Annotated in this window: 10 protein-coding genes; 1 reads left to right on the top strand and 9 read right to left on the bottom strand. The window is 48.2% G+C overall.

Features of this window, described 5'->3' with window-relative positions; translation table 11 throughout:
• Positions 1–223 precede the first annotated feature (223 nt).
• From KY305_RS16690 to KY305_RS16710, 5 genes are all read right to left on the bottom strand, one after another.
• Positions 224–2548, bottom strand: a complete 2325-nt coding sequence (locus KY305_RS16690; RefSeq protein ID WP_223063496.1) for a peptidase G2 autoproteolytic cleavage domain-containing protein — start codon at positions 2546–2548, stop codon at positions 224–226.
• A gap of 204 nt (positions 2549–2752) precedes the next feature.
• Entirely contained in the window at positions 2753–4339 is a 1587-nt protein-coding gene (locus tag KY305_RS16695) for an alpha-glucoside-specific PTS transporter subunit IIBC (protein ID WP_223063497.1), read from the bottom strand.
• Positions 4340–4353: 14 nt separating this feature from the next.
• Entirely contained in the window at positions 4354–5115 is a 762-nt protein-coding gene (locus KY305_RS16700) for a MurR/RpiR family transcriptional regulator (RefSeq protein WP_223063498.1), read from the bottom strand.
• Between the two features lie 69 nt (positions 5116–5184).
• Entirely contained in the window at positions 5185–6534 is a 1350-nt protein-coding gene (glvA, locus tag KY305_RS16705) for a maltose-6'-phosphate glucosidase (RefSeq protein WP_223063499.1), read from the bottom strand.
• A gap of 174 nt (positions 6535–6708) precedes the next feature.
• Positions 6709–7704, bottom strand: coding sequence for a zinc-dependent alcohol dehydrogenase family protein (locus KY305_RS16710; protein WP_262417836.1), 996 nt, complete (start codon positions 7702–7704; stop codon positions 6709–6711).
• 123 nt (positions 7705–7827) lie between these two features.
• Here KY305_RS16710 and KY305_RS16715 point away from each other — a divergent pair, with 123 nt between their 5' ends.
• Entirely contained in the window at positions 7828–8154 is a 327-nt protein-coding gene (locus tag KY305_RS16715; RefSeq protein WP_223063500.1) for a YnfA family protein, read from the top strand.
• A gap of 28 nt (positions 8155–8182) precedes the next feature.
• Here the strand turns inward: KY305_RS16715 and KY305_RS16720 are convergent, their stop codons facing one another.
• The 4 genes from KY305_RS16720 to KY305_RS16735 form a co-directional block, all read right to left on the bottom strand.
• On the bottom strand, positions 8183–8365 hold the full coding sequence (locus tag KY305_RS16720; RefSeq protein ID WP_061520338.1) for an H-type small acid-soluble spore protein: 183 nt from the start codon (positions 8363–8365) through the stop codon (positions 8183–8185).
• 66 nt (positions 8366–8431) lie between these two features.
• Positions 8432–10237 (bottom strand): sigma-54-dependent Fis family transcriptional regulator, encoded by a 1806-nt coding sequence (locus KY305_RS16725; RefSeq protein WP_223063501.1) that lies wholly within the window; start codon positions 10235–10237, stop codon positions 8432–8434.
• A 105-nt stretch (positions 10238–10342) separates the two neighbouring features.
• Positions 10343–11722, bottom strand: a complete 1380-nt coding sequence (gene lpdA, locus KY305_RS16730; protein WP_223063502.1) for a dihydrolipoyl dehydrogenase — start codon at positions 11720–11722, stop codon at positions 10343–10345.
• Positions 11723–11737: 15 nt separating this feature from the next.
• Positions 11738–12931 carry a dihydrolipoamide acetyltransferase family protein gene (locus KY305_RS16735; RefSeq protein WP_223063503.1) on the bottom strand — a complete coding sequence of 398 codons (1194 nt, stop codon included), beginning with the start codon at positions 12929–12931 and terminating at the stop codon, positions 11738–11740.
• Between the last annotated feature and the right edge of the window lie 7 nt (positions 12932–12938).

Genomic DNA, 12938 nt, shown 5'->3' on the forward strand with positions numbered 1-12938 from the left:
GGATTAACCCTTGAACCCGCACTTTTATTATGTACTTTGTGTAAAAAAAACGGAAATCATTGAGGATAAAAATTGAAGGATTGAAGCGTGTGAATATATGGAGGCTGACTTATCTTTTCTTTTTACCAGCGCCTGAACCGGAGCCTTTTATTTTAAAATGAACTAGCGGAGCCTTTAAAAGACGTCCGCTATTCAGATGATCATTCATGCCGTGTCATTTCACTTAACGAATAAAAACGAAAGCGACCCCAAATCCTTTATCAGCATCAAACTCTTTGATCACTTTCATGACCTGCCAGTGCTGGTTTGGGGAATCGGATTTTGTTGCAATCCCGTTATGGGCGTGAATAAAATCTCCTGCTTTCACAGTCTCATCGCATCTGACATATACCTGGCCGATAAGCCCGACAATGTTCCACTCGTCTCTCTCTTCTCTTGAAGCATAGTCTTCTTCATGCCGAAAGTCCGGATTTTCTTTTGGAGCCATGACCATATGGCCGTTTGCATCTTTCTGTTCTTCATAGACATAGCCGCCAAACTCATTCTTTACGTATCGTCCCGACCAGTGAAAACTCGACTCACCAAGAATCACTCCAGCAGTCTCGGAAATTACCCCAAGCATAAGATCACCTTTTTCAGCCGGTCTGATCTTATCACCTTCAAGTGTGACAAGTGTTCCTGTCGGAATCTTCTCCCCGCTCAGGCTCTCAAAATACTCGGCGTAGTCAGAGAATGTCGAGGAACCTGTTACGCCTCCCGCAGCCTTAATTGTTCCTTCTTTTGCGTGAAGCTCAATTTTTCTGCTTGCCGATGACGGAGTGCTGCCGCTAGCCCAGCCCCATACAGTTGAGTTCGCATTTGGGTTAATCGTATTATATGAACCGATTACTCCAGACTGAGAACCTCCTGTAGCCTGCCCCCGGACAGAACCGACGACAAAGCCATTAGTTCCTGTTACGTGGGAATCTTTAGATGCCATAACAGAAGATCCTTTATGTTTAAACAACTCATACGGTGTTTTTTTACCGCCTACATTAAATGTTGTTTCATATCCTTGAAAATCAATATTTGATATATTCAGATCCGGACCCGAAGAATAGAGCCCGACCGTTCCGCTGCCGGCTCCCAATCTATGCCCGTATACATTGCTCACTGTGCAATTATCAACGCCTCCGCCAAAAGCAAGTCCCGTCGTACCGCCGTCAACTAGAAAAACGCCATCAATCATGCACTTTCCAACCGCATTTTCTCCGCCAAGAACATAAAGATCATGAGCGGCAGAGCGGAACCCGCGGATCGTAATATTCTTCAGATTGACATACCGCCCTTTGTAATAAATCATAATGATCGTGTCATTGCTGTAATCGTATGAACGATCTTCACAAATAGCTTGGAAATTCACTATATTAACTGAATCATAGCCCGAAACAACCAAAGCACTCGCTCCGACGCCTTTATATATAGAATTTTGTTTAGGATTTGTTGCCTGACAATTTACTAATTGAACATCATGGGCAGTTTTTGATGTCGGCTCAGCCGATAAATGATGGCCAATATGTCTAATGCAAAAACCGATTGCATTTTCGTAAGCACGGCAATTAGCCAGTTGAACCCGTTTAGCCGCCGGTGCATAGTCATGCGCCTTAATTTCAAAACCGCGGGCACCGCCAATTGCAACACAGCTATCTACAAATACATCTTGAGAACCGTCATCGATTTCAAAGCAATTTGAATTTGACGTGCCATTTCCATTTCCCATCGGGTGATAGGAAACACAATGGCTAAAAGTAGTATGGTATCCAAAATGACAAGTAAAGTTATCATCGCCGGACCCTGTTGCTTCACAATGTGAAAATGTTACAAAATTACAGCCGTTGGGCTGATAATAAGTTGGGTCATCTTTTTCTCCATGTCTGTTATAGTTCGGACTCGTAGAATCAAAGCCGTGCAGGCCGGCGTTCTTCGCAAACACATGCTCGACAAAAGAATAGTCAACATTCGCAAAAAGCAAACAGCTTGAAGTGGGACCTTTCGGAATCTTCCAGCCGGCAGGGCGCGTATCCTTGTTCCAGTCCAGCGTGAGATGGCCGACGTAAATATTTTCATTACCGTTCGTGTAATCACTGTTGGTCAGAACAGAATGGCCGACCGGTGTTTCGTCTAATAATTTAATGACCGTTCTTTTCTTGCCTGCTCCGATAAGCATTGTATTTGACGGAACAAACAATCCCGATGTTCTGAATACACCCGCGGGAACTGTTACGACATAACCTCCGTCGGCCATAGCATCATGAAATGCTTGCGTATCATCTGTTACTCCGTCACCTTTAGCCCCAAAATCCATCACGTTTCGCTCTGTCACATGTTCAAACCTATTTTCATACATTTTAAGTCTTTCGTTTAAGTTTTCATAAGTTGACGTGCCATCGCTAAGGGCAGCACCGATTTTGCTGTCAATCGCTTCAAAGTTTTGAGCAATGCTTTCAACTTCAACCCCCTCAGTTTTATCGGGTTTGTAAAGTCCTAAGAAAGTAGTATAGTTTGTCATTGTCTTGCCTCCTATTTTTTAATTGCTATTTAAAACACCGAGCACCATAGAAGTGATTCGCTCCTACATCATCCCCTCACTTTCACTCCTGCATGTACAGGTGGCAAAGGTATGACAAATACATACCTTTTTTTCAAAACATAAAAAGAGCGCTGGATAAACAAGCGCTCTTTCCACTCTGCACTTAGACTTCTGCAGCAGTATTTAACCGTTCAATATTCTCTCCACACGCTCCCGGACCTGCGGAACACTCAGCCCGACAATGACTTGAAGCGCTTTGCCGTTTCTTACGACGCCGTGGGCGCCCAGCTCCCTGAAGGCGCTGTCGTTCTTGACCTTTGAATCGTCTGCGACGCTGACACGGAGGCGGGTGGCGCAATTGGTGACCTCCATAATGTTGTCCTTTCCGCCCAGCGCTTCAATATACAAAGCCGCCGTATCCTGTTCTTGTTCATCTGCCGCGGCTGTTTCATTTGAGGCCTGCTTTCGTTCTTTGTACTCTTTTTTAGAATACAGCTTCGTTTCCTGCCCTTCTTCTTTTTCCCTGCCCGGTGTGGCGATATTAAATTTGAGGATGAGAAATCGGAAGACGAAAAAGTAGATGGCGGTAAAGGATAATCCGATTATAATCTGGTACACATACGTCAAGCCATGGCTGCTTGCCAGCGGTATCCAGTTTAGCGTCACCGCTTCGATCAGGCCCCCGCCCATATTTCCGACGACACCGGCCATAAACATGACGGTTGCCATGCAAGCGGCGAGCAAAGCATGCACTGCGAATAAAAAAGGTGAAATAAACAGGAATGTAAATTCAATCGGCTCTGTAATGCCGGCGACAATCGATGTCAGCGTGACCGGAATCAACAGGCCGGCGACAATTTTTTTCTTCTCCTTTGAGGCGGTGGCGTAAAAGGCGAGCGCGATGCCCGGGATTCCGAAAATCTTTGAGTTGCCGTGAAGCGCGAAACCGCCTTGCGGGAATAATTCTTTCAGCGGTTTGGCAGATTGAGAGTATTCGCCGAGATGCTGCGCCCAATAGGTGACAATGCCGCCTTCAGCCACAGCCGGCCCGTAAACAAACGGGGCATAAATAAAATGATGAAGCCCTGTCGGAATTAAGATCCTCTCTAATAACGTGTAGATCCATACACCAAGCGCCCCTGACGCAACGAGAAAGCCTTGCAGAGATGCGATTCCTGACTGAACCATCGGCCAAACGTATGCCACCGCGAGTGAAATCGGTATCATAATGAAAAAAGAAATGATGACAATGTACGAAGACCCTTGGAAAATCCCCAGAAAATCCGGCAGTTTCTTATCAAAAAAGCGATTGTGCAAATAGACGACAATGGAAGAAATAAAAATCGCTCCGATAATGTTCGTATCAAGTGTTTTAATGCCGGCAATCATCGTCAGCCCGCTCGTTCCGCCGACCTCCTGATTCATATCGACATGAAAAGCCCCGCCCCATACCGTCAGAATCGCGTTGATAAAGTAATTGAATGTCAGATAAACTGTAAGCGCTTCCAAACAAGCCCTCGCCTGTGCTTTTTTTGCTAAAGCCACAGGTATGCCGATCGCAAACAGCAGCGGCATTTGATTAAAGACGGTCCAGCCGCCCTGTTCAATGACGTACCAGCATTGATACCAAAGCCCGTCAGGATCAGCCAGCGGCCCCATCAGTGTTTTATTTTTAAAGAGCGTACTCAGACCGACAATAATACCGGAGAATGCAAATAACAAAACAGGCACAAACATCGCGCTGCCGAAGCGCTGGACTTTTTGCATCATATCGTAACCTCCCGTTATTCATCAAAATTTTCAAGCTCTTTGTAATCAACATATGCGCGGAACAGCGCTTCGCCCACAAGAAAAAAAGGAACGAACGCTACAATTTCCGTTTTATCGCTTAACATCACCGGCTTGCTTGTCGCATAAAGATTATGCGGTGTCGTTTGGGCCAGTACGTTATTTTTCAGGTTGGTGATTGAAATAAACGGAACCCCCTTTGCGGACAGGGCCCTTGCCTGCGGTATCAGTTCAGGCGTTTCGCCGGATAAGGAAATAATAATGAATAAGTCATCCACATTAAAATCATCACTCATAAGTTCAAATTCTGTTTTATCCTGGATTAAAATCAGATACTTCCGCCTGGATACAAACATCCTTTGCAGCTCGCGGGCACATACCCTTTGCGCCGTGCCCGATCCGTAAACGAAAATCCGCTTTGCATCATCTATCAGCCGGCACATTTCTGTCATGTCTTTTGACTTCACGTATTTCACATTAGCTTCAATATCGTCCAGCAGCTTTTCAAAGCTCATACTCTCACCCTCTTCAGGCTGATCCTCCCATTTCAGAAATACGCGGAATTCACTGTAACCGCTGAAGCCGAGTTTTTGGGCAAGCCGCAATATAGAAGAGCGCGAGACATTGCAGGCTTTCGCCATATCATTGATGCCAAGGCGGTAGCACGTATGCTTATGATTCAATATATATTTTAAAATATAAAAATCGTTATCATTTAGTTTGCTGTAATACTGATTGATGAGTTCCTCCAGCCGCATCCCAAAATCCCCCCCATTTTCTTTCTATTATATAGAATAACAGATGGAGAAAACGGGGGAAGATTGACTTTAGGAAATATGAGACGGACTCACATCAAGCTCAGGCCAGTATTCCTTATTGGCCTCCAATAAATCTTCAAGAATCAGCCTTGCCACACGGGCATTCGGCACTGTTTTTGACAAGATCAGCGCCTGCCACAGCTTTTGAAATGACCGTTCTTCCCAAGCTTCAACCGTCAGTTTTTCAACAGATACCTGCTGCTCCATCAGCCCTTTTTGGAACTGCGGAATGTTTCCGACCGTAAGCGGCTCAGGTCCGTTCGAGCCTACGAGACAAGGCACCTCAACCATGGCGGATGGGTCAAAGTTTGAAATCGCGCCGTTGTTTTCAACGATTAACAGCATTCTCTCCCCGGTGTTATAAGCGATCGCACGTGCGAGGTCGACAATATAGGAGGCGTGATCGTCAATTTTAATTTGGCTGTTTTCTGACGATTGCTCCTGTGTAATCATGTCACATTGGCTGAAAATAAAGGCTTCACGCCCTTCCATAACTTCATTTGCCCGTGTATGGTCCGGGTTTGATTTTTTCACCATGTCGTCCGGGAACAAATAATATTGCAAGTACGTGTTCGGCAGTGTATCCGGGTCGGCTTCCTGCACATCACGCGCTTTGCCGAATGTGTCATTCCAGCTTGCTTCAGTCTGTTCAGTTTCCGTCTTCGGAATATAGCCGTATTCGCGGACGTGCTCTTTCAGCTTCGGCATTAAGTCATTGCCCTTTTGATCAGTGATGGATGTCCACCAGCCAAAGTGGTTCAAGCCGTAATATCGGACGTTCATTTCTTTTCTTGAGGACAATCCGAGGATTTGCGCCATCCGGTCTTCAATTCCGACAGGCATGTCGCAGATGTTCAATATTTTCGAATCCGGTCTGAGGCGCCGCGTGGCCTCGGCCACAATCGCCGCAGGGTTGGAGTAATTCAGCATCCATGCATCAGGCGAGTAGGTTTCCATATAATCAAGAATCTCTATAACGCCGCCGATTGAGCGCATGCCGTATGCGATTCCGCCCGGTCCGCATGTCTCCTGCCCGACCACGCCGTACTTCAGCGGAATTTGTTCATCAAGCGCGCGCATTGCATATTTTCCGACTCGGATGTGCGCCATGACAAAGTCAACATCTGTAAAGGCCGTTTCAGGATCAGTTGTCGCCAAAAATTCAATCTCCGGCGCCTTTTCTTTGATAAAGACCTCACAGGCACCCGCAATCCGCTCCTGCCTTTCTTTGTCATTGTCATAAAGCTTCAGCTTTCTGATCGGAAACTCCTTCAGATGATTCAAAAGCATTAATACAATTCCCGGTGTAAATGTACTGCCGCCGCCTGCAATGACGATTGAGAAAGATTTGTTTGTCATATGAAGACCTCCCTTGATAACGTTTACATTTTATTTATATCATGTGAAGAACCTCTTTGTATCGGAATTTGGAGAGTTAGATCATTTGATCAGTTTTAGTTATTTTTCTCAAAGAGCGGGAAAGTTCCCGGGGCGCTCAAATCAAAAAGGCTGCTATGGTCAGCAGCCTTTTTTTCAACTGGATGAGCTGAAATCAAGCAAGATTTTTCCCTTCGTCAGCTCATTGCAGCGTAATGCCTCTTTAAAATGTTCAAAGCGAAATACGGCGGCCGGCGCATTCATGGTCAGGTCTCCCCTGGCAAACAAATCCATTACTTCTGAAAAGCGGCGGCGATATGCTTCGGCGGTGTGATGTTCATTCCAAAGCCGTAAAGCAAACAGCTTTGGAGACAAGCGATACGTTTCGTGCAGTTTCTTCCAATCTGTCGGAATTCCTGAAAGCAAGCCATAGCTGACAAGCATGCCGGTTGGTTTTAATGCGGAAGCCAATATTTCGCTTTCTGCACCGCCCACAGCGTCAATCGCATAATCAGCGCACTTGCCGCTGCAAGCATCAGCGATCATTTCTCTTACATGTCCTTTGGAAGCATTAATAACCTTCCATGCCCCAAACGCCTGAAGCTGTCTTGCGCCGCCGTCATTTCGGGCAATGGCGATTAACCGAAAGCCGAGCACCTTCGAAAGCTGGGCAAAGATCAGGGCAATGGAAGTGCCTCCGCCGTTCATCACCAACAGATCATTCGGTTGTATGTCCAGCATTTCTTTACAAATCAGCCATGCCGTCAGCGGATTAATATACAGACGGCTTGCATCATGATCGCTGATGGCAGATGGCACCTCAATGGCATACTTGGCTTTTGCGATTGCATATTGCTGCCAAGTGCCTTCACCTCTCACAGGCACAACCCGCTTGCCGATCAAATCTTGTGACACATCTGCGCCTGTATCGATAACAGTGCCGACTCCTTCATAACCGGCCGTCGCGGGGAGTTTGATCCGGTGTGAGTATGCGCCGCTGATCGGAATCAAATCAGACGGATTGATTGGGCTTGCAAGCATTTTAACGAGCACTTCATCAGCTTGAAGCGGCGCCTTGTCTTTTTGGCAAAGCTCCAATTGTTCCAATGGGTCTCCAAACGCTTTATATAGTAAAGCAGTATTCTTCAACATTCATCCCTTCCTTATCTGCCATTTTTTTAAGAATGCTCGTTTTTTAAGAGTAAGTCAATCTTTACAATGTGCTCTCGGAATTCTTATGATAAAGGAAAAGGTTACGGAAGCGGGAATGCTGTCATGCTGTTTACGATTGTTTTGTTTATCGCTGCGGGGATTGCTGAAATCGGCGGCGGATATTTGATTTGGCTGTGGCTGAGGGAGATGAAGCCGATTGGATACGGGATTGCGGGAGCGCTCATTCTGATCGCCTACGGCGTGATTCCGACATTTCAGTCATTTCCTTCGTTTGGCCGTGTGTATGCCGCATATGGAGGAGTATTTATTGTGCTTGCCGTTCTTTGGGGATGGCTCGTTGACCGGAAAACGCCTGATGTGTACGACTGGGCCGGAGCGCTGATTTGTCTTCTCGGCGTCGGCATCATGCTGTTTGCACCGAGGGGATAAAAGGCCCGCTGTTCTCAGCAGGCCTTTTTCAAAAATGCTCTTGTAAATCTGAAAGAAGCACCTCTTGCTCAAACTGAGGGTTGCCGATAGGGAAAATCCGTGCTGTTTCCTTGTCTTCGTTGACATGCTGAATGTAAATAGGGACTCCTTCGTAGGTCACATACGCCATTGCAGCGGATTCGGCAATGTCTTTTGCGCGTTGAGTATTCATGTCTCAAACCTCCTTTGCGTCTCACACATAAAGTGTCCGGCCGGCAAAGGAAGTATGCTTTTTTTCTTAAAATTGCCCGGCAGACAGCTTGAATCTTTTCAGGCGTTTGTAAAACGTGCTGCGCGGGATACCCGCCATTTTAGCGGCCAGCGTGACATTTCCCTTTGCGGATTCGAGGGCGTTTATGATGATGTTTTTTTGTATTTGCTCCCGAATGGCTGACGGCGGCGCTTCGCCCGGACCAGAGGACTGCTGTGATGGCGCAAGCCCCGATGCTTCAAGCAGTGATGAGAGGGGGCGGCTTGATAACCGGCCGTCCGGGAACATGACGGAAAGACGTTCAAATACATTAAATAATTCCCTGATATTCCCGGGCCATTCCCGGCTCTTTAATATATCTAAAAACTCCTGCGGAAGCTCGCCCGCCCAGTTGTTGGTTTGCTTGAATTCGTAAAAGAGGCCGGGAATATCTTCTGTGCGTTCTCTTAATGGCGGGAGGTGAATCGGGCAGACGTGCAGCCGATAAAATAAATCTTCTCTCAGTTTTTTGCTCTTAACAAGCTGTTTCAGATCGGCATGGGTGGCGGTGATAATTCTGATGTCAACGGGAATCTCTTTTGTCCCGCCGATCGGGGTGATTTTCCGTTCCTGCAGCACCCTTAAAAGGGCAACCTGCATGGCGTGCGTGATTTCTCCGATTTCATCGAGAAAAAGCGTGCCTTTATCTGCTTTCAGTAAAGCGCCTTTATGGCCTTTCCGTTTTGCTCCGGTGAACGCGCCTTCCGAGTAGCCGAACAGTTCGCTTTCAATCAATTTTTCAGGTATCGCTCCGCAATTGACGGCAACAAACGGGCCGTTTTTTCTGGGACTGTTGTCATGGATCGCCCTGGCGGCGACTTCCTTCCCCGTCCCGGTTTCTCCGGTCAGGCAAACCGTTGCGTCCGTTTGGGCGACAAGCTCCAGCTGCTTCAGCATGCTTCGGGATGAACGGCTTTTTCCCGCCGCTCCTTTGAAAATAAAGGGCTTTTTTTCATTCTTGGATAAATAAAAACATGTGCAGCCGTTCTCTTCTTGTACGGCCTGTTTGATGTGAAAGCCTCGTTCCTCAAGCTCAGACAGCTGCTCTCCGATAAAGCGATGGACCGGCCGGCTTGCCCCGATAATTCTGCCGCGCTCATTACAAAGCACAATAGGGTCGCGGGACTGGGCGAGTCCGGCAAATTGATTGATCATCTCAAGCTCCTTCATTTTGGTCTTGAGGGCGAGTTCCCGTTCCGCCGTATAAGCGATGGAAGAGGCGATTCCCAGCATAAAAGGCTGAGCGCGGGCGGCGGGACAGGAAATGTCAATAACGCCGGCAAGCCTTCCGTCTTCATAACGGATCGGCGCGGCGGAACAGCTCCATTGGTGGGAAGCGAGCGAATAGTGTTCAGAGCCGTGAATAACGACCGGCTCCTTTGTATAAAGGGCCGTGCCGATTGCGTTCGTGCCGACTGCGGTTTCTGTCCAGCGGGCGCCTTTTAAGAAATTAATGCGTTTCGCTTCATTGATTGTACGGAGATGGCCGTCGACTGAGTGGACAACGCCGTCGGCATCAATTAACAGAACCATCATTTCCATTTCCTGCATCGCCATTTTTATCTTTTCCGCATAAGGCATTGAGGCCGCTAAGAATAACGCGTGCTTTTCGGCCTGCCTTTCAAGATTTTCTGCCGGCAGCACGTTAGGCCCCTTTTCAAGATAAGGATTAACGTCCGCTTTTTTGCAGCGGTGCCACGAAGCCGCGACCCGCTTTTGAATGCGGGCTTCGTCAAGGACGCCCTCGCTCACAAATCGCTTCCAGGTTTGCAAATCATTCCGGATGACATTCATTTTATTCGCTCCCCCCTGTTCAATCATATCTTTTCATTTATTGTAGGGGAAAAATAAAGCGCTTTCAATAAAAATAAACCTTCTGAATCTCAGAAGGTTTATTCGCTATACTGAATGCACCGCAAGCCCGGTTACGTTTAAGAGCGCTTCTTGAAGAGTTTCCGAAAGGGTCGGATGTGCGGCGATAAAGTGTTCTGACATATCAGCCGTCATTTCGCCGTTCATCAGCATCGCCGCCTGCCCGATCAATTCAGTGACGTCAGGACCGATCATTGAAACACCGACAATTTCTCCGAATTCCGGTTCGGCAATGATTTTCATTTTGCCGCCATGCTGATTTTTAATTAAGGCCTTTCCGTTAGCGGAAAACGAACATTCTCCAATGTGCACGTCTCCGTATCGTTCTCTGGCCTGTTTTTCTGTCAGCCCGATGGCGGCCATTTCCGGCGAAGTGTAAATACAGCGGGGCACGGCCCGCGCATTCACTGCGGCATCGCGGCCGGAAGCATGTAAAGCGGCAGCCATTCCTTCATGTATGGCGGCGTGCGCGAGCTGAATTCCGCCCGCCGCATCACCGCAAGCGTAAATATGCGGAAGATTTGTCTGCATGTGCTCATTTACTTCAATTCCGCGCGGGGAAAAGCGGACGCCGGCCTGTTCCAGATGCAGCCCTTGTAAGCGCGGTTTTCTGCCGATCGCGATAAGAATGTGATCGGCACTTGCCTCGATTTCTTTCCCGTCTTTCGTCCATACCGCGGTTTTGCTTGCCTGATCCACCCGCTGCAATGCGGCTCCCGTCTGAATATCAACTCCGCTTTCTCTTAATGTTTCCTCAAAAATTGCGGCGATTTCCCCGTCTTCGGCCGGAAGCAGCTGATCGGCCATTTCAATGACCGTCACTTTTGTTTTGAGCCTGCTGAATAAAGAAGCAAACTCACAGCCGATCACCCCCCCTCCGACAATGAGAAGCGAGGAAGGGATTTGTTTAAGAGAGAGCGCACCTTGGCTGTCAATCACCCAGCCGCCGTCAAAAGGGGCACACGGCAGTGACATCGGTTCTGAGCCTGAGGCAATCAGGACTTTGTCGGCTTCAATGATTTCTTTTGCGCCTCCGGCGTCTTCTACCAATAATGTTTTGTCAGAGAGAAAGGAAGCCGTTCCGCTGACGACTTTGATTTGATTTGCCTTCATTAAATATTGAATGCCCTGTACGAGCTGATTGACGATTTGCCGCTTGCGCCCCTGCATGCGGGCCCAATTGATGGTGATGTTCTGCGGGATTTCAATGCCGAATGTATTCGCGTGTTTGATTTTATCAAGGATATTTGCGCTTTCCAGCAGCGACTTGGTCGGGATGCAGCCCTCGTTGAGACACGTGCCCCCAAGCGGGCCTTTGTCTATGAGAACGACTTGCATCCCTCTCCTTGCAGCTGTCACGGCAGCTGCATACCCGGCCGGACCGCCGCCGATAATGGCTAGTGTCAATGTCTTCACCTCTCTTTATAAAATCAATCCTGCCGGCTCTTCAAGAAGCTCTTTCACCGTTTTCAAAAAAGCCGCAGCGGGTGCTCCGTCACATGCTCTATGATCGAAAGTAAGGCTCAGCGGCAGAATGGTGCTTTTTACAAGCTCTTCCCCGCGGTACACGGGTGCTTCATAACTCGCCCCGACTCCGAGAATGCCGGTTTCCGGCGGGTTTAAAATCGGGGTGAAATGTTCGATGCCGTAAGCGCCGAGATTCGTGATGGAGAAAGTTGAGCCTTGCAGGTCATCGCCTGAAGCATTGCCTTCCCGCGCCCTGCGTGTGTTTTTCGAGATATGGTCTGCAAGGTCAAGGAAAGAAAGCTTTTCCGCATCGCGGATGACCGGCACGACGAGTCCGTTTTCAAGAGAAACTGCCATTCCGAGATGAACATAGGGATAGGTGATGATCCGCTCCTCGTGATAGGAGCTGTTCAGCTCAGGATGCTGCCGTAACGCCAGCACCGCGGCCCGGGCTGCGAAATGCGTGACAGTCAGCTTGACGCCGGTGCGCTTTTTCGCTGTTTCGGCGAGCTGCTGCTGCAATTTGATCAGCTCTGTAACATCCGCTTTCATCGTCATTGTCAGCTGAGCGCTGCTTTGCAGGCTTTTGTGCATCCGCTCTGCAATCACCTTTCTCATCGCGGTGACCGGTTTCCCCTCAGGTGATACTGGCTGTGCCGGTGTTTGCGGCTTTGATTCAGTCTTTATCGCCTTTATGACGTCTTCTTTGACGATTCTGCCTCCCGGTCCCGTTCCTTTCAGCGTGTCAAGTCGTAATCCGGCCTTCTCCGCCATTTTCCGCGCAACAGGAGACACTTTGACTCGGCTTGCGGGCTTTTGTTTAACGGTGAAATCGTGACTCTTTTCAGATGCCTTTTTCGGCTCTTCACGACTTTCCGGCCGGCCTTCTCCTTTCTCCTGCACCTCTTCCCCGTTTTCCCCGATATAACAGATGGCGGTGCCCGGCGGAACTCCTTCCCCCTCTTTTACTTTAATGTGAAGAAGCGTGCCGCTTTCCGGCGCTTCAATCTCCATCTCGATTTTTTCAGAATTGATGCTGGCGATGCTCTCTCCTTTCTCGACCGCATCGCCTACTTTTTTGTTCCAGACGGATACTTCCCCTTGCTTCATTGCCATTCCCAGCTTTGGCATCACTACTTTTACAGCCATTCATTTG

Source organism: Bacillus sp. YC2 (assembly GCF_019891195.1).
GTDB lineage: Bacteria > Bacillota > Bacilli > Bacillales > Bacillaceae > Bacillus.

Excerpts from the sequence above, each read along its gene's own strand:
- KY305_RS16715 (WP_223063500.1), top strand. The coding sequence starts at position 7,828 with ATGCTGTTTACGATTGTTTTGTTTATCGCTGCGGGGATTGCTGAAATC.
- KY305_RS16735 (WP_223063503.1), bottom strand. The coding sequence starts at position 12,931 with ATGGCTGTAAAAGTAGTGATGCCAAAGCTGGGAATGGCAATGAAGCAA.
- KY305_RS16725 (WP_223063501.1), bottom strand. The coding sequence starts at position 10,237 with ATGAATGTCATCCGGAATGATTTGCAAACCTGGAAGCGATTTGTGAGC.
- KY305_RS16695 (WP_223063497.1), bottom strand. The coding sequence starts at position 4,339 with ATGATGCAAAAAGTCCAGCGCTTCGGCAGCGCGATGTTTGTGCCTGTT.
- glvA (WP_223063499.1), bottom strand. The coding sequence starts at position 6,534 with ATGACAAACAAATCTTTCTCAATCGTCATTGCAGGCGGCGGCAGTACA.
- KY305_RS16720 (WP_061520338.1), bottom strand. The coding sequence starts at position 8,365 with ATGAATACTCAACGCGCAAAAGACATTGCCGAATCCGCTGCAATGGCG.
- KY305_RS16700 (WP_223063498.1), bottom strand. The coding sequence starts at position 5,115 with ATGCGGCTGGAGGAACTCATCAATCAGTATTACAGCAAACTAAATGAT.
- KY305_RS16690 (WP_223063496.1), bottom strand. The coding sequence starts at position 2,548 with ATGACAAACTATACTACTTTCTTAGGACTTTACAAACCCGATAAAACT.
- KY305_RS16710 (WP_262417836.1), bottom strand. The coding sequence starts at position 7,704 with ATGTTGAAGAATACTGCTTTACTATATAAAGCGTTTGGAGACCCATTG.